Here is a 20,918-nt window from a genome sequence, read left to right as displayed (position 1 = left end):
CCGGGCGCCGTAACGCCGAGTTGGAGCGAGGATTAGCAGGGTGGTGGTTTTGGCGGCGGGGCTGGATAGGCGTCAAAAGCTGGAAACCCGCTACTCGTCCTGCCGTGAAACCAAAACGCCGCTCATCAGTCGTCCTGCTGCTTGCGGTGGCGGTGTTTTTCGATTTCCTCGGGCTCTTCATCGTCGATCCGCGTGATGTTCGAGGCATTGTGGTCTGATCGCAGGATCTCATCCAGTTTGGCGTGAATGGCCTGAGTGTCGCGGTGCTCGGCACGCTGGATGAACAGCGTCATGGCCCACGTAAACAAGGTAGCCGCTCCATGCCAGTCCAGGGTCTGTCGCTCGAAGATCATCCAAAGGATTGCGTAGACCAACAGGATCAGGAATGCCGCGGGGCGGGAGGTTAATGTGCCGATTGAGGTAAGCACGCCGGTGACGGGATGATTGGCCATGCGAAAGAACTCGCGGCAGTGACCGTGGTTCCCGACCGCAGTGCATCGCGCCGGCAGGAGCCAGCTAGGCGCGACGGATGAATTCACGGCGCAGTGTTTGCCGATCGCAGCTACAACGATGACCACTCGATTGCCGGGCGCGCAATCATCAGCCAGAAAATGGCGAGGACGGCGCCGAAAGCTGGGAAGCCGAAGACAAACCAGCGTCTGAACAGCTGATGGTAGCGCTCGGGAGGAGGTTGGTTGGAGAGTGCGGCCTGTGTGGCTAGATTTCGCATCTCGATCTGCATCCACACGACAGGCAGCCAGAACAGGCCCGTTAAGATGTAGAGCAGGATCGAGAGAACGATCCATCCTTCGGACAGCGAATACCCCGCAACCCTAGCGAGGCCCAGTCCGGTCAGAGGTTGTGCGACAACGGCCGTAGCCGTGAACAGGAAATCAGCCAGCACGACAATTCGGGCGACAGCTGCGATCGTCGCGGCATTCCCGGTCCGGTGTGCCAAAAGCATGAAAAAAGCAATGCCGGCACCAGTTCCGAGCAGCACAGCAGCGCCGATCACGTGCAGGTATTTAAGCACGAAGTACATCATCAGCGTTCCTCCAGAATGGCCAGCGCTGCAAAATGCAGAACGAGGATCGGGAGGATTTTGATCAACGGCCCGAGTGGCTCAAGCCAAAGATCCGGCCGCAGAATGCTCCCAGCGATCGCATAGAAAAGCGATACCGCGATTGCGCCGAAAAGACCAAGCCGGCTGGTTGGGCGCCAGGCGATAAGCGCCCCGACGGCGATGTCAGCCAGCGCGCCGGCGACTACCGCCGGTTCGGCCAAGGGGCCGGCGGCAGTGCCAATCAGCAAGTCAACTCCGCTGCGCCAGCCGGCGGTGAGGGAAATGATGCCGGTCATGATCCAGAAGAGCGGCAAGACGACAAAGAGCGCCGGCTTGACGAAGTAAAGACCGGCGAACCATCGCTCCTGCACGGTCGCAGGATTTAAACGCAGTGCAGATGTAAGACTTGATGGTTGAATGCCGGTCGCCGTCATCCAGGGTTGGGGATCGCCGACAGCGCCACGGGCAATCTCTTTTGCTGCATTGCTGCGCATCGGCGGGCGCCAGCCCAGCTGAGCCGCGGCATCCCCGAACCTGTACAAGATAGCTGCGGCCCAATTCGGCAAGATGAACTCCCGAGCACTGCTCCATCCGAACCAGCGGCGATAGCGACCCACGACCTCGCTCATCGAAAGTGCCTCGGGCCCAGCCAGGTCCAGCGTGAGGTGCGATGGGCTGCCGGGTTTGAGGAAGAACAGGACGGTGGAGATGACGTCATCGAGTTGGAGGACTTGGAGACGGCCCGTGTCGGGCATCAACGGCAAGAGCGGCAACGCCGCGAGGCCGCGAAAAAGTGCACTTGCGCCGAAGGCCGGCCTTCCCAGCACTACGGAGGGGCGCAGGATGACCCAGTCAAGGCTACGTGCCATCAGTGCTTCATCGCCAGCAAGCTTGCTGGCGGAAAAGGCGGACGGCTGCTGGCGATCGACCCCCATGGCAGAAAAGTGAATCACCTTGTTCACTCCTGCTTGCTCACACGCGGTGAAGAGAGCCGAGGCGCCGGTAGAATGGACATGCCGGGTGTTTTCCCGGGCACTATCCTGCAGGACGCCGGCACAGTTTACGACGGCGTCCACACCGGCGAGATAGGGGATCCAGTCCTGAGGTCGCAAGGCCCGCGCCATATCCAGGGAAACGGTTTGGATCTCCGGGTGGACGCCAGTGTCTGCGTGGTGAAGCACGCAAACCACTTCATGACTCTCGCTGGCCAGGCGCGCGCAAAGCGCGGCTCCAATCAGACCTGACGCGCCGGTGACGAGAATTTTCATTCCTTCCTCCAGCCGTTCGCCAGCGCGTGCCCGTCCATCAACCCAGCGGCTGCGCCTTGGAGAACTCTAGCAAAGCCGAAGCCGGTAGTCTCACGCCGGGTGGAACAGGTTCCGGGCATCAACGCAGCCAAAGGTGAGCCGGTACGGTGCGTTCGCATCTGCAGGTCAACTTCGCCGGAAGTTCGTCGCCGGCTCGGCGCAATCGCGGAGGTCGTTATGAATGTGAGTTGCAGCCTTGGCGGCGTCTCCGAACGCAACAGCAATTTGATTGAGCCCCTCGGCCACGTCGCCAATGGCATAGAGTCCTGGCGTTGAAGTCTCAAGGTGTCGGTTGACCAGGACATAGCCTTCTGCGTCACAGTCAGCCCCCAGAGCAACCGCTAGTTCGGAGCGTACGTCGCTGCCCATCGAAGGGTACACCACATCGATGTTGCGCATCGGGGCGCCCTCGGCCATGACGACATCGAACCCGGTTCGTCGAGGGATCAGGTCATCGACAGCGTCCCAGATTTCAACTCCGCCTGCCAAGGCGGCGCCGCGGGCAGCTTCGGAAACATCATCCTGGTTATTGGCGAGCAAGGCGACCTGACTGCCATATCCCTTCAGGAACAGAGCCTCCCTGACGGCGAGATGCTCCGGACCAACAACGCCGATGCGGCTACCCCGGGCCTCATATGCATCGCAAACCGGGCACAGTCTGACAATGCCGGTTGCGATCGCCTCCTCCAGTCTTTCGATGGGAGGTGCCTTGTCCACAATGCCCGTTGCCAGAATCACGCGCCTTGCTTGGACAATCCCGCAGGTGGTCGTCAGGACAAAAAAACCCTCGCGTTTTTCGGCGTGGCCTACGCAACCATGGACAAGGCTCGCGCCGTATAGCTGTGCCTGGGCTCGTAGGCGGCCGAGCAGTTCTTCCCCGCTGATGCCGTCGGGGAAGCCGGGACAGTTACGGGATTTTGGGATGAGCTTGGCACGCGCATGCCCCGCGTCGAGCGAGATCACCGAACGCAGAAACCTGGCTAAATACATGGCTGCAGCGAGCCCCGCGGGGCCGCCGCCGACGATGGCAACGTCAAAAACTTGTGCGCCCGAAAAGCTTGGTTCGCCCGGAAAGCTTGGCATCGGGCCTAACTTCAACTCAACGAGCTTGTTCCACAGGGTCGAAATGGACGCAATCAGGATGCACACTGCACAATAAGAGTGAACTCCAATCGAGTCGTGAAGAGAAAGGCCACTGCCTCATCAAGCCTGCAAAAACCTCGTGGCTCCCAACGCTGTGAGTACAGCACCACTGGGAAAGTGAACGCATCATGGAACTTCGGCTCACCGTCGCGCTTAGTTTGGCGAAAGGGTGGTCTGAGATGAGCGCGACCAGAGAGTTTTTTCAAAACTGGCTACAGGAGAATGTCGGCACACTTCCTGGTCGAGAGGAAGTCAGCGTCGCGGTGCTCGCTCAGCAATTCGAGCAGGATGCCGAGGTGGCTGGTTATGGGCGTGAAGTAAGGGAGGACGAACTCGGAAACATCGAAGATGCTATCGTGCAAGCGATCGAGAACGCCGGGTCCGGGGTGCAGAGCCCGAGCTCGGAAAAGAGCGATCCGGCACCTGTAATGGACGCGTTGGAGGTCGATGATGCCAAGAGCGGACCGTAGCCCCTGACACCTTCTTCTGTTCGCCTGAACAAGCCCCCGGACTGCCGTACGAGCCGAAAAACGGACCTTAGGTGCTTTCCCGTTAGTTCCATGCACCATCGAGGAACATTCCTGCCGCCACCGCGTTAGGAAAGTTCCTTCACACCTGGTGCGCCCGTGCTGACTGCTACCCTTCCAGGCGAATGGCTTACCCGGCATGATCAGGGTCACATCTCGCGGCGGGCCGCTCTTGCGGGTATTTGTTGCTGGCTATTGGGTCCTTCCGCAGAAGCCGCGCCACAGCCATCGCCGCTCGTGCGATTTGGCGTGCTGGGATTTGGCACCGCCGCCTGGGAAGTTGACGTCATGCGGCGACATGCGTTGGACACTGTGCACGGCGTATCAATCGAGGCTCAGCGGCTTGCCGGTACCGAAGCCGGTAAGACCGCATTGCTGGCGGGCAGCGTCGACGTCATCGTTTCGGACTGGGTGTGGGTCATGCGCCAGCGCAGCGAAGGCGCTGATCTGGTCTTCTATCCCTATTCTCGTGCCGTCGGCGCGCTGGAACTGCCGCAAGGCTCGCCCATTCGAACTCTTGCGGACCTCAAGGGCAAAAGGCTGGGGATCGCAGGTGGTCCGCTGGACAAAAGCTGGATCCTATTGCGCGCGCTCGGCCTCCGTCAGGTGAAGCGCGATCTTGCTGAAGAGGTGGAGCCAGTGTTCGGCGCGCCGCCTTTGTTGGAGCAGGAATTTCTGGCGGGGCGACTGGATGCACTGCTGACGTTCTGGAATTTCGCCGCCCGTCTCGAGTCAGAGGGGGCAAGGCCTCTGCTCAGTGTCGCGCAAATCCTGCAGGGGCTTGGCGTATCCGTGGACTTGCCGATGCTCGGCTACGTCTTCCATGAAAGCTGGGCGCGGGCCAACCCGATAGCCCTCGCGCGATTCACGAGCGCGACCGCGGCAGCGAAGTCGCTGCTCGAGTCTTCGGACGACGAATGGCGGGTGCTCGCGCCCCAATTGGGCACGGACGATCCTCACCTACAGGCGGCGTTACGCGCCGCCTATCGAGCCGGAATCCCTCGTCGGTTCGGCAAAGACGAACGTGATGGCGCGGCCCGGTTGTTTGCAATCCTGGCCGAATTGGGCGGCGAGGATCTGGTCGGCAAGGCGACGAGCCTCGATCCTGGTGTCTTCCGGGCCATACCGGCTTGAGCTCGCGCCAATGACTGATGTCCCAGCGTTCCCCATCACAATGCAGCGTTGTCAATCCACTGCGGCATTGCTGACCATGGTGCTCGTCTGGCAGATTGCATCATCGATCGCCGCCGATCGCCTGTTTCCTGGTCCGGTCCAGGTTGTTTCGGTTCTCCTGCACGAAGCGGTTCGGGGCGAGCTGCCATACCATTTGGGCATCTCGCTTGCGCGCGTCGTGGCAAGCCTCGGGTCGGCAATCGTCATTGGCGCGGCCCTTGGCTACGCGGCAGGCCGCTCGCACAGAGCCGACATATGGATGAGGCCTTGGATCGTGTTACTCCTCAACATGCCGGCGCTGATCACGGTCATTCTAATTTATATCTGGCTTGGTCTTGCCGAGTCTGCGCTTGTCCTTGCGGTCGCGCTCAACAAGATCCCCAATGTCGTGGTGACTATTCGTGAAGGCGCCAGCCGGCTGGACAAGGACTTTGCCGAAATGGCTGAGCTCTATCGCTTCGGGCGTGCTGCAAAGCTGCGGCATGTCGTGCTGCCGCAATTGGCGCCGTTCTTTCTCGTCACCCTGCGCAGCGGGCTGGCACTAACGTGGAAAGTCGTGCTGCTCGCCGAACTGCTCGGCCGCTCCAACGGCGTCGGTTTCCAGCTACAGGTCTATTTTCAGAACTTCGACGTCACCCACATCCTTGCCTATGCGATCAGCTTCGGCCTTGTGATGCTTGCCATAGAGTATGGACTGCTTGTGCCGTTGGAACGTCGTCTGTTCGCCTGGCGGCGCTGATGCTGAGGATCAGGATCGAGGACAAGACTTTCCCCGGTGACGACGGCCAGCGCCGGACGATCTTTCGCGCGCTGTCGCTTGATATAGCCGACGGACAGGTCTGCGTCCTGACCGGCCCTTCCGGTGTCGGCAAGTCGACGCTGCTGTCGATCGTTTCGGGCGTCGACCGCGAATTTCGCGGCAGCGTGAGCGGACGACCGCTTCCGATAGGCATGCTGTTCCAGACACCGAGGCTGCTGCCCTGGCTCACCGCCTTGCGCAATGTAGAGATGGCCATCCCGGATCGCGCGCCCAATGCGGCCCGGTGGCTTGCCGCTGTCGGCCTGAAAGGCAATGAGAAGAGCTATCCGCAGCGACTCTCGGGCGGCATGGCGCGGCGCGTAGCGCTTGCCCGGGCGCTCGCCGTGGAGCCTGCGCTCCTGCTCCTCGACGAGCCATTCGCTTCACTCGACGAGGCGACCGCGCAAGCCATGCGCCGCCTGCTGCAGGATTGTTTCGCCAGTCGGCGGACTACCACGCTGCTGGTTACGCATGATCTCGCCTATGCCTCGTCGCTGGGTGATCGGGTTATTGTTCTGGAGGGATCGCCGGCGCGCATCGTGCGCGATGTCGCAATCTCTGGTGGCGATGAAGCGGGATCGTCGCGCTTTGGGCTGGGGGCGACACAATGAGACTGTTGCTGGGCCTTCTCTTTCTTTTGCTGATCACCGGCCCTGGCGCCACCGAGCAACAGACGATGGTGATCGGGTATATCGGCCAGGAGCGCAAACCGGCTCTGCCCCTTGGACCCCTTGATGAAACCGTCACCGACGACGGCCTGCAAGGCGCTCGGCTGGGCATTGCCGACGACGAAAGCACCGGCCGGTTTCTTGGGCAGAAATTTCGGCTGGAGGAAAGGATATTGAAACCAACCGAAACGCCGGACGACGCGGTAAGACAATTCGCCGATGCCGGCATCGCCTTTGTCATCGCCGATCTCGACGCCCGTCAGCTTCTACAGGCCAGTGCCGCGCCCGGTGCCGAGCAGATGACGTTGCTCAACAGCCGGGCGCCGGACGACGTGCTTCGCCAGCAGGACTGCCGTGGGAACGTGCTGCACACGATCCCGAGCCGGGCCATGCTCGCGGACGGGCTGGCGCAATATCTCGCCTGGAAGCGCTGGCAGCGTTGGTTCCTGCTTGTGGGGCCGCATTCGCAGGATCAGGCGATGGCTGCGGCCTTTCGACGGGCGGCGGCTCGCTTCGGAGCCGAGATCACGATCGACCAGCCGTGGACATTCAGGCCCGCCAACGGACGTGCCGATACAGGGCATGTCACGCTGCAGACCGAAATACCCGCGGTCACGCAGGTCAGCGACTATGATGTGCTCGTGGTCGCCGACGAGGCGGATGAATTCGGCGCCTATCTGGAGGGCCGCACCGCGCTGCCGAGAATCGTCGCCGGCACGCAAGGGCTGGTCGCCACAGGCTGGAGCGCTGTCAGCGAGGAATGGGGCGCCACGCAACTGCAGGACCGTTTCCACAGGCAGGCAGGCCGCTGGATGTTGCCCAGCGACTACGCGGCCTGGCTCGCTGTGCGCAGTATCGGCGAAGCGACGACGCGCCTGCACAGTCTCGATCCCGCGGCAATCGGCAGATATATACGCGGCGACGCGTTTCTTCTCGCTGGCTTCAAGGGGCAGGGGCTTAGTTTCCGTCCCTGGGACGGACAGATGCGCCAGCCCATTTTGATCGCCGGGCCTCGCCTCTTGATTTCCAGCTCACCGCAACCGGGCTTCCTGCATCAGCGCACGCCGCTCGACACGCTGGGCATCGACCTGGAGGAGAGCACATGCAAGTTCTGATGACGCTGTTGTTGGCGGCGTTCGCTCTTGCTGCTCCCGCCGCCGCCGAGACCATCTACGTTTCCAATGAGCAGGATAATACGGTCGCGGTCGTCGACGGCGTGACAATGACTTTGCTGGCGACGATCGATGTCGGTCGCCGTCCGCGCGGGCTGGCGCTGTCGATCGACAACAAGAGGCTGTTCGTCGCGGAAGGCGACGACAACCGCATCAACGTGGTCGATGTCGCGAAGCGGCGGGTCGTTGGGGAATTGCCTTCGGGAGCCGATCCGGAATTCTTCGCAGTCCATCCCGATGGCAAGCGGCTGTTCGTCGCCAACGAGAATGACAATCTGGTGTCGGTGGTGGACATCGCCGCGGCCAAGGTCATCGGCACCGTGGATGTCGGCGTCGAACCGGAAGGAATGGCGGCCAGCGCCGACGGCCGCTATGTCGCCTGCACTTCGGAGACCACCAGCATGGTGCACCTGATCGACGCAGGCACGCTGGAACTCGTCGACAATCTGCTGGTCGATACCCGGCCGCGCGCGGCTTTATTCTCGCCGGACGGTAAGCAATTCTGGGTGTCCTCGGAGATCCGGGGCACTGTCACCGTCTTCGACACGGCAACGCGCGCGCAGACCGGCAAAGTCGAGTTCGAGGTGCCGGGTATACGACGCGAGGGTGTGCAGGCGGTCGGCATGGCGACGTCTCGCGATGGCACGACCGTCTATGTGGCGCTCGGCCCCGCCAACAGGATTGCGGAAGTCGATGTGAAAACGCTGGCGGTCCGTCGGCTCTACCTTGTTGGTCAACGACCCTGGCACGTTGCGCTCTCCGGCGACGAGAAGCGCCTGGTCAGCGCAAACGGGAATTCCGGCGATATTTCGTTTATCGATCTGGAAAACCAGGAGGTGGTGAAATCGCTGCCGGTGGGGCGGGGGCCGTGGGGCGTCGTGATCGGGCCATGAACGCCTTGTCGGTCGAGAATCTGGGCCATAGTTTCGGAAACCGGCGGGTTCTCGACGGCGTTTCTTTCTCTGTGGCCCAAGGCAGGATGTGCATCTTGCTAGGCCGCAATGGCGCCGGCAAGACGACGTTGTTCTCGCTGATCACCGGTCTTTATCACGCCCGCTCCGGCTCGGTGCATGTCTTCGACCAGGCGATGGATGTCAACCCGTCCGCCGCGTTGGCGCAGATGGGGGTCGTCTTCCAGTTGCCGACCCTCGATCTCGATCTGACGGCCGGCGAGAACCTGCGTTACCACGCGGCCTTGCATGGCCTTAGCCAGGCCTTGAGCAAGGAGCGCTCCATCCACGAACTCGGCCGGCTGGATGTGCTGGACAGGATCGACGATCCTGCCCGAGCGCTTTCCGGGGGGCAGCGTCGCCGTGTCGAGATAGCACGCGCTCTGATGCATAGCCCACGCCTTTTGCTGCTGGATGAGCCGACCACCGGGCTCGACGTGCCGGGCCGCCGCGCGCTCGAGCGGCACGTGCGGGAGCTTTGCCGCGAGCGCGGCATTGCCGTCCTGTGGGCAACACATTTTCTGGAAGAACTAACGGCGGATGACGATGTGGTGGTGCTGCATCGAGGCACAATGCGGTGGTCCGGCCGCGCCGATCGCCTGGCTACCGATCTCGGTGTAGCGAGCACGGGCGAGGCCTTCGCGTCGCTGACGGAGTCCGAATGAAAACGTCTCACGCGGTGCGCGCGCTCAACGGCATCCTGCGCAGGGAGATGCTGCGCACGTTGCGGCAACGCGGCCGGCTGCTCTCGGCGATGGTACGGCCGCTGGTCTGGCTGGCAATCTTTGCCGCTGGCTTCCGCTCCGTTCTCGGTCTGTCGATCACGCCACCCTACCAGACCTATGTTCTCTATGACGTGTATGTGGTGCCCGGGCTAGCGGCCATGATGCTGCTCTTCCATGCCATGGCGAGTTCGCTGGCCATGGTCTACGATCGCGAGATGGGCAGCATGCGCTTGTTGCTGACCGCACCATTGCCGCGCTGGTACCTGCTTGCGGCGCGCCTGCTGGCCAGCGTGATCGTCGGCGTGCCGCTGGTCTATTTGTTTCTGTTGATCGCGCGTTTCTGGGATGTGCGGCCGCCCGTTCTCGGCTACGTCGCGGTATTTCCGGCGCTCGTGCTGGCGGGCCTGATGCTTGGCGCGTTCGGCCTGCTTGTCTCCTCGGTTTCGACACAGATGGAGAACTTTGCCGGTGTCATGAATTTCGTCATCTTTCCGGTGTTCTTTGCCTCGACGGCGCTCTATCCGCTGTGGCGGCTTGCCGAGGCGGGACCGGTGCTGGCAACAATCGCCGCCTGGAACCCGTTCAGCTCGGCGGTCGAGCTGATACGCTTCGCGCTCTATCTGCGGTTCGATCCTGTCGCGGCGATTGTGGTCCTTGGCTGCCTCATCGCCTTCTTCCTCGCGGCGGTCATCGGCTACGATCCCGGCCGCGGCTTGTGGTCCCGGCGCGGCGGCGAGGGCTGATTTACCTCAAAGCATAGAGATAAGCGGCGATGTCCCGCGCCTGTTGCTCGGTGATCCTCGTCGACGGCATGGCCGTGTGCGGATTGACTTCCCTCGCCGAGCGTATCCAGCGGATCATGTTCTCCGGATTGTTTGCCAGCAGGCCACCGATAAAGACCCTGTCGGCAAGGCCACCATCCAGGCGGGGTCCGACCTGGCCTTGCGCACCCGGCACGCCGGGTATCGTATGGCAGCCGGAGCAGCCGTTCGCCGTCATGATCGGAATGGCGCGAGCGCCTACGCCCCCAGTCGCCGCATCCGACTCGTGCCGGACACGGTCGCGCCGGTCGGACCACAAGGTCGCCGCTGCCACAGCCGCGGTCAGCAGCAGGATTGCGGCAAGGGCGCCCCCGATCAGCCTACCCAGGTCGGAGCGCATGTGTTGCCTCCCTGGTTGCGCTGCTGCTTATCCACAGGCCGGCGAGCAGCAGGGCGGCGCCGCCATAGATCAAGCCGGCCGGAACCCACATTACCAATCCGGCAAGTTGCTGGTCCTCGATCGCGGTCAGGCCCCACAACGCGGCGCCGGCGCCATTCTCCGGATACCAGAGTTTAGGCGACATCAGCAGCAGGACACCGAGCAGGCCGGTATGAAGCGAGGTGAAGAAAAGATGCATGACGGAGCTGCCATAGGTCTGCTGTCGACCGGGGCGCGGAAGGAGCGCCCACCAGAACAGCAAGGCTGTGCCGAGGAAGCTCGCATGCTGGGCATAATGAAGAAAGCCCTGCTGGAGCGCTGCCTGGAACAACGCCGGAATGTGCCAGATCCAGATGGCGACGCCGTGAATGATCGTCGCGTTGAGGGGCCGGATCACCAGGGCCCAAACCGATTGCAGCGTCTTTGCGCGCGTGAGCTTGCCCGTTCCGCGGCGAAGTGAGGCCGGCAAGGACCAGAGCAGGACTGCGCCTGGGCACGCGGCGACAAGGAGAGGCGCCGCCACCGCCATCAGCAGTTCATGCTCGATCATATGGGCGGCAAACACCCGCTCGCCGAGCGCATGGATGGGGCTGACCAGTGCTGCCGTCAGCACGCCCCAACCGGCGGCGAACAACAACGCCTGCCGCATCCGCTCGGGACGGCCTCGGCTGCTGCGGCGCCACAACCGAGTCGCTCCGATGGCATAAAGGAAGGCAGTCGCGGCCAGCGGAAACGTGATGGGAAATGCGAGCGTCCATCCGGCCTCGGGCGCGCCGGCGCCGTAGCAGATCGAGGTCGAGAAGAACGCGTCGAAGCTCATCGCAGGCACTCGTCGAGAATGAGAGCCGCGCTGCCTTGCATGATGATGACGAGGGCAAACAGCAATGCCGCAAGCATGCCGAGATCGGCGACGAACTGCTCGGTGCTGCGCGTGCGCTCAGGCTTGAAGGCGGCGCCGCCCTGCCGCTTCGCCCGCCATGACAAGGCACCGCCAAGCAGCGAAAGCACGGCGAGCACCAGTGCCACGGGAAGCACCACCGGCACCTGGCGGTTGCACTGCCATGGTACGAGTGCGTAGTTCAGCTGCGTCGAGATTGCCCAAGCCATCGGCCCCGACAGAAGACCACCCCAGGACGTTCCCTTTTTCAACGCACGCATCAGCCTAGCCTCGGCATCCAGTAGATGAGCAGATAGATCGGGATCCAGGTCAGCACCACGAAATCCCAATAGAAGACATTGTCGCCGACATCGCCGAAGCGCCGGCCGCTATAGCCATGGCGTGTGAACATCAGCACCGTCAAAACGATGGTGTCGCCGACATCGGTGATCAGGTGTGTGGTGTGCAGCCCGAGCAGCACCCAGAGCATCGAACCATAGGCGTTCGTGTCCCAGTAGATGTTCAGCGCCGGGAATTCGAACCAGCGCACGACAAGCGGGGCCAGACCGAGCAGCGACATCACCACCAGCCCGATCCGCACCGGCACGATCGCGCATTGCTTGGCATGGCCGTGGAGGATGTGATTCGGCACCACGCTGATAATGAACAGGATGGTGACGATCGTTCCGGGCCAATGGTTGGGGTACGGGGCGCTTAGACGCCAGTTGGGCCACAAAGTGGCGAGATAGAGATAAGCGCCGGCGGCCAACGCAAAGCCCATGCCTTCCAGCGCCATGAAGCCGAGCGTTCCCCACCAGGTCGGGCTGCGCGGACCATGTCCAAAGGTTGGGAGGTCCGAAAGATCCAAGCTGGGACGCTCATTCATCCCTCATCCTCCGGGTCGTCCTTGGGCCAGAACCATCCGATCAAGGTGATGGCGATCGGCGCGGCGCCCCAGACGATCGCCCAGGGCGTGAAGATCGAATAGACAAACGTACCGCCGACAGCGATTGCCGCCAGCAGCGGCCAGATCGACGGTGTCGCCGATTTCTCGCGAATGTCGGGGTGGGCTTCCGCCACGGTTGAGATCAACAGCTCACGGACATCGACGCGGAGTCCGGTCGCTACAGGCAGCGCCTCCCGTTCGGCCCAGAGCGGCTCGACGTGTGTGACAATCGGTATCCGCGCGAAATTATAGCTTGGCGGTGGCGAGGACGTCGCCCATTCGAGCGTACCGGCATCCCAGGGATTGTTTCCGGCCAGTGCGCCCTTCAACGCGCCGTGTACAAGATTGAAAGTGAACAGTACGAAGCTGAGGAAAAAGAGCACCGCGCCGGCGCTGATGAACAGGTTGATGTTGCCCCAGCCAAGCTCGGCCGGATAGGTGTAGACCCTTCGTGGCATGCCCCAGAGCCCGACGAGATGCATTGGAAAAAAAGCCGCGTTGAAGCCGATGAAAGCCAGCCAGAAATGCCAGCGCCCGAGACGCTCGCTCATCATACGGCCGCTGATCTTGGGGAACCAGAAATAGGCCGCGCCCAGCAGCGGGAAGACCGAACCGCCGATCAGCACGTAATGGAAATGGGCGACGACGAAATAGGTGTCGTGCACCTGGAGGTCCAGCGGCACCGAAGCGAGCATGACGCCGGTGAGGCCGCCGATGACGAAGATGAAAAAGAAGCCGAACACGAACAGCAGCGGCGTGCGGATCACCGGCCTGCCGTCCCACAAGGTCGCCAGCCAGCAGAAGATCTGAATGCCATTGGGGATGGCGATCAGCATGCTCGACGCGGTGAAGAAGCTGGCGCCGAGCTTGGGTAGTCCCGTCGCGAACATGTGATGGACCCAGAGGCCGAACGAAAGGAAGCCGACGGCGATCAGCGACAAGACCAGCCCGAGATGTCCGAACACGGGACGCCGGGCGAAGACCGGGATGGTCGCGGAGACCATGCCCGTCGCCGGCAGGAAGATGATGTAGACCTCCGGATGACCAAAGAACCAGAACAGATGCTGGAAGAGCAGTGCGTCGCCGCCCTCGGCGGGGTTGAAGATATGTGTGCCGACCAGCCGGTCGAGGATCAGGAAGGTCGAGGTGATCATCACCGCGGGCATGGCGAAGACGACGACGAAGGAGGTAACCAGCATTGCCCAGACGTAGAGCGGAATCCTGTCCAGCGACATGCCGGGGGCTCGCTGCTTGAACACGGTGACGATGGTTGCCACCGCGACGGCCAGGGAGGATACTTCTGTATAAGTGATCATCTGGGCCCAGACGTCGGCCCGCTTGCCCGGCGCGAATTCGGGGCCTGACAGCGGCACATAAGCAAACCAGCCGACGTCGGGCGCCATGTTGAGCGCGAAAGACACCCAGGCGAATATGCCGCCCGAAACATAGATCCAGTAGCTGAACGCGTTCAGGCGGGGAAAGGCGATGTTGCGGCTGCCGACCATCAGCGGGACGAGATAGATGCCTGTCGCCTGCACGATGGGCACGGCGAACAGGAACATCATGGTTACGCCATGCATCGTGAACAGCTGGTTGTAGAGGTCCGGGCCGATCAGACCGCGCTGCGGCCCTGAGAGCTGGATGCGCATGGCGACAGCGTTGAGCCCGCCCAGGCACAGAAACACGAAGGCGGTGATCAGATAGCGCCGGGCGACGACCTTGTGGTCGACGCTCGACAGCGCGCCGATGATGCCGGGGGGCGTGCGCCATGTCCGCGCCAGCCAGCGATCCAGGCTGGCATCGTCCATGCCGGTGTCGCGCGGTCCGTCATGCTCGGGTGCGACGTCGCCTGTGGCGGGCGTTTCGCGCGGCAGGTCGCGTTCGCTTGTGAGATCCGCGCTGCTCATTTAAGCGCCTCGAGATAGGCGACCATGGCGTTGAGTTCGTCGCCGCTGAGCTCCACCACCGGCATGTGGGATCCGGGCTTGATGCCCTGTGGGTCGGCTATCCAGGCGGCGAGGTTGCCGCGGCTCATCGTCAATGTCCCGGCGGCAAGCGTCTGCCGGCTGGCTATATGGGTGAGGTCGGGGGCGACCGTTCCTCCGGCAGGCGTGCCGCCTATTCTGTGACACATCACGCAAGGGCGCTTCAGAAACAGATCCTGGCCGGCCTTGGCCTCGTCCCCCGTCGGAGTAGCTGCCGGCTGCAACTGGTCGTTCCACCAAGCGTCGAACTTCGCACGCGGCTCGGCGATGATGAAGGTACCCATGTTTGCGTGCTGCGCCCCGCAGAACTCGGCGCATTGACCTCGGTAAACACCAGGCTTGTCGGCCTTGAGGTCGAGCACGTTCATGTGGCCGGGAATGAGGTCGAGCTTGCCCGAAAGGCTCGGAATCCAGAAGGAATGGATGACGTCGGTCGAGGTCAGAAGAAGCCGCACCGGTTCCCCGGCGGGGATATGAATCTCGTTCGCCGTGGTCAGGATGCGGCTTGGCGTGGCATCCTCATAGCGCACCTCCCACCACCATTGATGGCCGGTGACCCGAATGGTCAGCGCGGCATCCGAGCCGATCGCGGCGAGCGTCCTGTTGGCGAAGAAGCTCAGCAAGGTCAGTCCGATCAGGACAATGGCGGTCAACCCGACGGCGGTCATCACCGCGCGCAGCTTCCGGTCGTCGGCGCCGGCCTCGATCGCGAGCGGCTCCGCCTGCGCGCGCGACCGCATCATCAAGGGCACGACGAGGGCGATCATCACCAGCACCCACACCACGGCGCAGAGCGCGGTGAAGAACCAGATCAGCCATGCCAGTTCGCTCGCCGCGGGACCTTTCGGGTCGAGGGCGGATTGCCAGCCCGCGCATCCCTGGAGCAACAGAGCGCCGGCGGTGGCGAACGCCATCGAGACGAGACGTTTCACGGCGACTTCCCCAGCGTGGCCGCGTCCGGCATGCGGTTTTCCGACGGATGCGCCATCATGTCGTCATTGCGTTGCGGCGCGGCGGAAGACGGCGCGTTGCCGCTCAGCGAGCGCACGAAAGCCGCAAGCTCCCAGATCTGGTCGTCGGGAATCTTGTCGCGGAAGCTCGGCATGCCGTTTGGCCGACCGTCGCGGATCGTGGCATGGATGCTTTCGATCGAGCTGCCATAGAGCCACTTCTGGTCCATCAGGGCCGGCCCCATGCCGCCGCCGCCATTGGCGTGGCATCCCGAACAGTTGAACCAGCCGAAAAGCCGTTTCCCTTCGCTCATGTGGAAGGCGTTGGCCTCGAAGCTCGCCGCCTTGTTGTCGCTGGCGGGGGGCCGCTGTCCGCCGGGCTCCAGCGTGGTCACAGGCGTCGGCTGCTCGCCCGATCCGAGCGCCGATTGCGGGCGCGTGTCACGTTCCTCGCGCTGGCAGGCAGCGAGCGCAAGGATTGGAAACAGGAGCATGGCCACAGCGGCTCTCATCGCACCGGGCTCCCCGAGGCATCGAGGCGCGGCACGCCATACTGTGACAGCAAGGCATCTATCTCGACCTTGTGCCTGGACAGGGCGCCATTGACATCGCCGCGCAGCGCATCGTCTTCCCGGCGGACGCCCATCGAGATGTCGTAGATCATCGGCAGTTGCGGTCCGTCGATGCGGGGCGCAACCGGCGTGATGCGGAGCGGCACCTTCTGCCTGGCGGCGAAGTAGCCGGCGAGGGGGCCCCAGACCACGGCAAGGTCGATCTCGCCACTCGCCACCGCTTCGACGATGCGCGCCGGCGGGTTGGGGGCGGAATAATCGCCATAGACCGGATAGCCAACGAGGTGCCCGACGATACCGCGGCGGCCAAGCGCCTGGACCGGAGGCGAATTGGCGCCATCGTCGCCGATGAGCTGAACACCGATCCGCATGTCGCGCAGCCGCGGATCATTGAACGATGCTACGTCGGGGCCGTCCCTGCGGGTGACGAAAACATAGGACGATCGGTAGTAGGGCGTGGTGGTGCGCAGCATTTCGAGGTTGCTCGGCGTGCCCGGCACGAGATCGCACAGGCCCGCCTTCAGCGTGTTGCGGATGAAGCCGCGACGCTGCGCCCACCAGGTATAGGTCAGCTTGGCGCCGAGATCGGACGCAACGATTTCGGCGATCCTGTTCTCGAAGCCCTGACCTGCCGCGTTGGAGAACGGCATGTTGTTCGGATCGGCGCAGACCCTCAACTCACGTGCGTCTGCTGTGGCCGTCAAGAACACGAAGGTGATGGCGGCCATGCCGATCGCCAGCCGTTGACACGCCTTTCGCGCCGGACCTACGGTCAAGTACAATCCATCAAGGCAGCCGGAACACATAAAGCGTGCCTCCCGAGGTTGTCGCGTTCTTCAGATCCTTCATGGCATTGACGAAACCGAGTGCGGCGGTGGCGTCACGCGGGTCAAGATCGCCCGATACAATTGCGCCGGCCCAGCCGCCGACGCCTGAGAGGATGGCGACATATTGGTGCCCGTCGGGACCGCGATAGGTGATGGGCTGGCCGATGATCCCGGACGAGGTCTTGAACTGCCAAAGCAGGTCTCCGGTCTTGGCGCTAACCGCCTTGAACCAGCCTTCCATCGTGCCATAGAAGACAACGTCGCCGGCGGTCACTACCGCGCCGCTCCACACCGGGAAATTCTCCTTGAGGCTCCAGGCGGGTTTCTCCGCGGCGATGTCCCAGGCGGTGAAGGCGCCGCGATTACCGCCGGGCCCTGGTATCATGCGGACGTTCATGCCCACATAGGGCGTGCCGGCGATGTAGTTCACCTCGACGCCTTCTTCATCCATGCACAGATTGTTGTGCGGGATGTAGAGCAGGCCGGTCTTCGGCGAGAACGCGGAAGGCTGCCAGTCCTTGAGGCCAGACGCCGTCGGACAGATATCGCGAACGACCTTGCCGGTGCCGGTCTTCTTGTCCGGATTTACGATCAGCCGGCCGGTTTTCAGATCCACGCCTTTGCTGGAGTTGACCGGACCAAAGGGTTTTGCCGACAGCACCTCGCCGGTGGTCCGGTCGAGGATGTAGAGATAGCCGTTGCGCTCCGGCCGGATCAGCACCTTGCGCGGCTTGCCCTGCCAGGTCATGTCGAGCAGGATCTGCTCGTTGATGCCGTCATAATCGTGGAGGTCATGCGGGCTCCACTGATAGAACCATTTCGCCGCGCCGGTGTCGGGATCGCGCGCGAAAATGCCAGACGTCCACTTGTTGTCGCCCGGCCGCAAATCCGGATTCCATGGTCCGGGATTGCCGGTGCCGTGGAAGATCAGGTTCAGATCGGGATCATAGGAAATCCAGCCCCACATGTTGCCGCCGCCGATCTTCCAGGCTTCCGGCGGCCACGTCGTGACGCCAAGATCCTTGCCTTTGTCCATGTCGTAGTGCGGCTTGAAGTCCGATCCGATCAGCACGTCCTTGTCCGGCCCGGTGCTATAGGCGATCCAGACGACATGACCGTCGCCGGCGTCGAGCGCCTTTACCCAGCCGCGAACGCCCATCTCGCCGCCGGAATTGCCGACCAGCACTTTGCCCTTCACCACAAGCGGCGCCATGGTGATGGTCTCGCCGATGTTGATGTTGCCGACATGAGTGTTCCAGATCGGCTTGCCCGTGTTCGCATCAAGGGCAATCGTGTGGCCGTCCAGCGTATTGAAAAAGATGCGCCCGTCGGCGAATGCCACCCCTCGGTTGACGACGTCGCAGCAGGCCACCCCCTGTGCCGCCGGCTCGGGATTGGGTTCGTACTTCCACTTCATCGGGGCGCCGGGCTTGGAGAGATCGAGCGCATAGACGAAGTTGGGAAAGGGCGTCACGATATACATGGTGTTGCCGACGACCAGCGGCGCTGCTTCCTGGCCCTTATTCACGCCTGTCGAGAACGTGAACGCGACCTGCAGGTTCTTGACGTTGCCTTCATTGATCTCGGAGAGTTCGCTGAAGCGCGTCGACGCGTAGTTCTTGGCCGGCATCGTCCATTGGCCGTCATCGGGTGGCGAAGCTGCGGCTGGCGGTACGATCGCTGGTGTTTTAGGAGGCTCGGACGCAGCGCCCAGAAGCAGCAGGCAGGCGAGCAGCGTCACCAGAAGGATAGCGCCAAAGGAATTCCCGGCTGCCAATTTGCGGGTACGTCGTTCTACGTCAACGCGCGTTAATGCCAACTGCGGCATAGCTTTCATTTATTGATCGAGCCTCCCACGCCGGCGCCGAGTTCGGCCGCGATGTCGGCCTCCGTTCCGGCACAAAGCGGATGGCCCCAGCCCGAAGCGCTTTTGCCGCCGGGGTCCAGATCGTAGACAATGGCATCCTTGCGATTTGGATTGACGCCTGCCGGGACCTTGTCGAAGCCGAGCGCCGCGCGGATACGCCAGGCGACATTGTGATCGGCGCATGAGGAATCGCCTGAAACGCCGAGGCCGCCGACAATGCTCTTGCCGTCGTAGAGGGCAAGCCCGCCGCCAAACACCACGACGCCTCCGATCGGCTTGCCGACGAGCGGGTCGCCGGCGCTTCCGAACGTTTTGGGATCGCCCGTATAGGCCGCGGCCTGGTTGACGGGATTGGTCTCCTGCAGGCCAAATAGCGGCCCGCCCGGCTGCACCCCCGCATAGAGATTGGCCGTAGAGAGGGCCATCTGAGCCAGGCTGAGACCGTTGGCCGTGTTGGCTTTCTCCGCTGCTATGAGCCGACTTCCCGGCCATTGCGAGTCGGGGGTGGGGCCGCTGAACGCAATCGCGCAGACAGTGCCGTCACGGGCAACGATGGCTGCCCATTCGTTGGTTTCAAAGCCGCCATTGGCTGGTCCGCCGCTTGCCTTCACGTTGGCTTTGAGGGCTGCAAGCAGCTTATCGTGATCGGCCGGACAGGGCTCCTGCGCCATGGCATCGTGCCCGTGGAACAGGCCACCCATCAGCAACAGCAGGCCAAAAAGAGGTACGAAAAGCTGCGAGCGATACATTGTCCTGGCATTCGTTTACATAACAAGGACCACCCCGGCAGACCGCAGAATGCGAGGATACGTCCAGTGCGTCAGTGCCTAACTCGCGTAATGCTTCTATGTTCCTGCTTTGCATAAAATTCGTGCAGTTGGATTTGGGTGCAGGTGTTCAATCAAAGCATGGGACCTGGATACCCGTGGCCACAGGCCAAGCGGTGAGGCAACGCGGCTGATCCAGGAAAATGCGATCGGGATGGCGCAGACGCACCCGCCCTGACAAACGCTGTTGCCTTGTCACGGCGTTCGACGATGGATGATCTCTTCAATAAGTTTCGCGTCGGCTTCGTACTCCGCGGCCCGCGCAGCCATTTGGCTGGCCAGGCTGTGTCTTTCCCGCGCGGCTTCGCGTTTTGCCGTACGTTTCGCCAACTCAGCCCGCTGCTGGTGCGCTCTTAAAAGGCTCCAAAGAGCCTGTTCCGCATCGTCAGCCTGGGCCTGCATCAAAACGTCTGCCCCGAACGCATGTCCGGTGTGGCAGCGGTAACGGGTAATCGGCCCGTCTTCTATCTCCCATAGGGGGCCATGACATTCGGGGCAGACAAATGTCGAGGGGGCGCCAAGCTGGCCTTCGGTCAGTTCCATTGTGCTGTGCTCCTGAGCTGCAATCGCTGCCTCAAGGCGGATGCCGGACGGGATTTCTGGTGTCGGTCCTGCGATTTCGGAAGCAAGCCTGTGCAACAGGCCAGCCATTTCGGACAGAGGGACGCAATGGTCGATTTCCACATTCTGCAAGGCGCTCAGCGGCATGTCGGGTACTGCAGCGTCGCCGGGGTCCTGGACTACGCTGACGCCTCCGCACATCTTGATTGCGTGCAGGCCGGCGGTGCCGTCGGAGAGGCTGCCTGTGAGCACGACGCCGATCACGCTGCCGCCAAAGCTGCAGGCCGCCGATCGAAACAGGGGGTCGATGGCGGGGCGCGCCAGGTTCTCGCGCGGCCCGCGCCGCAGCAGCATATGATCGTCATGTAACAGAAGGTGAGCTCCGGGCGGTGCAACGAAGATGTGCCCGTTTTTAACCTTCATGCCGTTGGAGGCATTTGCAACGGGCATGTTGGCAGCGCGACCGAGAATGTCGCCGAGGTAACTCGTGGGACCAACGTGCTGTACGACGAGGAGAGCCGCCGGGATGTCCGGCGAAAGATCGCGGACAAGTCTCTTCAGCGCGTCGACGCCGCCGGCCGATGCTCCGATTGTCACGATGCACCGGTTCTTGCAACCGTCGGGACGGACCTTGTCCGGCTGGCCCGCACGCTCCGAATCTGATCGTGGTGCGGCGGTGGCCATGGTTGCTTCACCCACATTCAGCACAGATGTCGATGCGAGCGCTCCGGCCAGTCCGTTGCTGGTCGGGCGCCCTGCCTTCGTCGGTGTTAGCTTCC

At 62.7% G+C, this 20,918-nt stretch carries 23 protein-coding genes; 8 read left to right on the top strand and 15 right to left on the bottom strand.

All coding sequences use genetic code 11. The annotated features are described in order from the left end of the window. Positions 1-125: 125 nt before the first annotated feature. From NKJ77_RS05655 to NKJ77_RS05640, 4 genes are all read right to left on the bottom strand, one after another. The gene (locus NKJ77_RS05655) at positions 126-452 is read right to left on the bottom strand and encodes a low affinity iron permease family protein (RefSeq protein WP_023687797.1); all 327 of its coding nucleotides are present in this window, start codon (positions 450-452) and stop codon (positions 126-128) included. A 110-nt stretch (positions 453-562) separates the two neighbouring features. Beyond that, positions 563-1,045 (bottom strand): DUF2269 family protein, encoded by a 483-nt coding sequence (locus NKJ77_RS05650; RefSeq protein ID WP_023681104.1) that lies wholly within the window; start codon positions 1,043-1,045, stop codon positions 563-565. Then, on the bottom strand, positions 1,045-2,331 hold the full coding sequence (locus NKJ77_RS05645) for an SDR family oxidoreductase (RefSeq protein WP_352534522.1): 1,287 nt from the start codon (positions 2,329-2,331) through the stop codon (positions 1,045-1,047). The genes NKJ77_RS05650 and NKJ77_RS05645 overlap by 1 nt, the downstream gene beginning before the upstream one ends. A gap of 165 nt (positions 2,332-2,496) precedes the next feature. Further along, positions 2,497-3,453: an NAD(P)/FAD-dependent oxidoreductase gene (locus NKJ77_RS05640; protein WP_352534520.1), complete on the bottom strand. Its 957-nt coding sequence runs from the start codon at positions 3,451-3,453 to the stop codon at positions 2,497-2,499. Between the two features lie 188 nt (positions 3,454-3,641). Between NKJ77_RS05640 and NKJ77_RS05635 the strand changes: the two genes are divergently transcribed. The 8 genes from NKJ77_RS05635 to NKJ77_RS05600 all read left to right on the top strand — a co-directional run bounded on the left by NKJ77_RS05635 (position 3,642) and on the right by NKJ77_RS05600 (position 10,270). After that, the gene (locus NKJ77_RS05635; RefSeq protein WP_023696361.1) at positions 3,642-3,983 is read left to right on the top strand and encodes a DUF768 domain-containing protein; all 342 of its coding nucleotides are present in this window, start codon (positions 3,642-3,644) and stop codon (positions 3,981-3,983) included. Positions 3,984-4,352: 369 nt separating this feature from the next. Next, complete coding sequence (locus NKJ77_RS05630) at positions 4,353-5,174, top strand: ABC transporter substrate-binding protein (RefSeq protein ID WP_245262596.1); 822 nt, start codon at positions 4,353-4,355, stop codon at positions 5,172-5,174. Then, positions 5,149-5,952, top strand: coding sequence for an ABC transporter permease (locus NKJ77_RS05625; RefSeq protein ID WP_352534518.1), 804 nt, complete (start codon positions 5,149-5,151; stop codon positions 5,950-5,952). The genes NKJ77_RS05630 and NKJ77_RS05625 overlap by 26 nt, the downstream gene beginning before the upstream one ends. After that, entirely contained in the window at positions 5,952-6,623 is a 672-nt protein-coding gene (locus NKJ77_RS05620) for an ABC transporter ATP-binding protein (protein ID WP_352534516.1), read from the top strand. The genes NKJ77_RS05625 and NKJ77_RS05620 overlap by 1 nt, the downstream gene beginning before the upstream one ends. Next, positions 6,620-7,795 carry a lanthanide ABC transporter ABC transporter substrate-binding protein PedA1 gene (locus NKJ77_RS05615; RefSeq protein WP_352534514.1) on the top strand — a complete coding sequence of 392 codons (1,176 nt, stop codon included), beginning with the start codon at positions 6,620-6,622 and terminating at the stop codon, positions 7,793-7,795. Before NKJ77_RS05620 ends, NKJ77_RS05615 begins: the two co-directional genes overlap by 4 nt. Further along, on the top strand, positions 7,783-8,745 hold the full coding sequence (locus NKJ77_RS05610; protein ID WP_352534512.1) for a PQQ-dependent catabolism-associated beta-propeller protein: 963 nt from the start codon (positions 7,783-7,785) through the stop codon (positions 8,743-8,745). Before NKJ77_RS05615 ends, NKJ77_RS05610 begins: the two co-directional genes overlap by 13 nt. After that, a complete protein-coding gene (locus NKJ77_RS05605) occupies positions 8,742-9,467 on the top strand; it encodes a lanthanide ABC transporter ATP-binding protein PedB/LutE (protein ID WP_023729522.1) in 726 nt (241 codons plus the stop codon). The genes NKJ77_RS05610 and NKJ77_RS05605 overlap by 4 nt, the downstream gene beginning before the upstream one ends. Then, positions 9,464-10,270: a lanthanide ABC transporter permease protein PedC gene (locus tag NKJ77_RS05600; RefSeq protein ID WP_023681112.1), complete on the top strand. Its 807-nt coding sequence runs from the start codon at positions 9,464-9,466 to the stop codon at positions 10,268-10,270. Before NKJ77_RS05605 ends, NKJ77_RS05600 begins: the two co-directional genes overlap by 4 nt. A gap of 1 nt (position 10,271) precedes the next feature. Here NKJ77_RS05600 and NKJ77_RS05595 read toward each other — a convergent pair whose 3' ends face one another. The 11 genes from NKJ77_RS05595 to NKJ77_RS05545 all read right to left on the bottom strand — a co-directional run bounded on the left by NKJ77_RS05595 (position 10,272) and on the right by NKJ77_RS05545 (position 20,823). Then, entirely contained in the window at positions 10,272-10,688 is a 417-nt protein-coding gene (locus tag NKJ77_RS05595; RefSeq protein WP_023712217.1) for a c-type cytochrome, read from the bottom strand. Continuing rightward, positions 10,669-11,547 (bottom strand): cytochrome c oxidase assembly protein, encoded by an 879-nt coding sequence (locus NKJ77_RS05590; protein ID WP_352534509.1) that lies wholly within the window; start codon positions 11,545-11,547, stop codon positions 10,669-10,671. Before NKJ77_RS05590 ends, NKJ77_RS05595 begins: the two co-directional genes overlap by 20 nt. Continuing rightward, positions 11,544-11,885 (bottom strand): hypothetical protein, encoded by a 342-nt coding sequence (locus NKJ77_RS05585; RefSeq protein WP_352534507.1) that lies wholly within the window; start codon positions 11,883-11,885, stop codon positions 11,544-11,546. Before NKJ77_RS05585 ends, NKJ77_RS05590 begins: the two co-directional genes overlap by 4 nt. Beyond that, positions 11,885-12,490 carry a cytochrome c oxidase subunit 3 gene (locus NKJ77_RS05580; protein WP_352534505.1) on the bottom strand — a complete coding sequence of 202 codons (606 nt, stop codon included), beginning with the start codon at positions 12,488-12,490 and terminating at the stop codon, positions 11,885-11,887. Before NKJ77_RS05580 ends, NKJ77_RS05585 begins: the two co-directional genes overlap by 1 nt. Next, the gene (gene ctaD, locus NKJ77_RS05575) at positions 12,487-14,457 is read right to left on the bottom strand and encodes a cytochrome c oxidase subunit I (RefSeq protein WP_352534503.1); all 1,971 of its coding nucleotides are present in this window, start codon (positions 14,455-14,457) and stop codon (positions 12,487-12,489) included. The genes NKJ77_RS05580 and ctaD overlap by 4 nt, the downstream gene beginning before the upstream one ends. After that, positions 14,454-15,467 (bottom strand): cytochrome c oxidase subunit II, encoded by a 1,014-nt coding sequence (gene coxB, locus NKJ77_RS05570; RefSeq protein WP_023729516.1) that lies wholly within the window; start codon positions 15,465-15,467, stop codon positions 14,454-14,456. The genes ctaD and coxB overlap by 4 nt, the downstream gene beginning before the upstream one ends. Further along, entirely contained in the window at positions 15,464-15,997 is a 534-nt protein-coding gene (locus NKJ77_RS05565; protein WP_023833986.1) for a c-type cytochrome, read from the bottom strand. Before NKJ77_RS05565 ends, coxB begins: the two co-directional genes overlap by 4 nt. Then, entirely contained in the window at positions 15,994-16,785 is a 792-nt protein-coding gene (locus tag NKJ77_RS05560) for a substrate-binding domain-containing protein (protein ID WP_023712211.1), read from the bottom strand. Before NKJ77_RS05560 ends, NKJ77_RS05565 begins: the two co-directional genes overlap by 4 nt. Before the next feature lie 58 nt (positions 16,786-16,843). Beyond that, the gene (locus NKJ77_RS05555) at positions 16,844-18,721 is read right to left on the bottom strand and encodes a methanol/ethanol family PQQ-dependent dehydrogenase (protein WP_023830877.1); all 1,878 of its coding nucleotides are present in this window, start codon (positions 18,719-18,721) and stop codon (positions 16,844-16,846) included. Continuing rightward, positions 18,718-19,500, bottom strand: coding sequence for a heme-binding protein (locus tag NKJ77_RS05550; RefSeq protein WP_023826387.1), 783 nt, complete (start codon positions 19,498-19,500; stop codon positions 18,718-18,720). Before NKJ77_RS05550 ends, NKJ77_RS05555 begins: the two co-directional genes overlap by 4 nt. 273 nt (positions 19,501-19,773) lie before the next feature. After that, entirely contained in the window at positions 19,774-20,823 is a 1,050-nt protein-coding gene (locus tag NKJ77_RS05545) for a chemotaxis protein CheB (RefSeq protein ID WP_023700011.1), read from the bottom strand. Positions 20,824-20,918: the final 95 nt, after the last annotated feature.

The sequence above is a fragment of the Mesorhizobium sp. M0052 genome, assembly GCF_040323255.1.
Lineage (GTDB): Bacteria > Pseudomonadota > Alphaproteobacteria > Rhizobiales > Rhizobiaceae > Mesorhizobium.
This window is presented reverse-complemented; position numbering and strand designations above follow the sequence as displayed.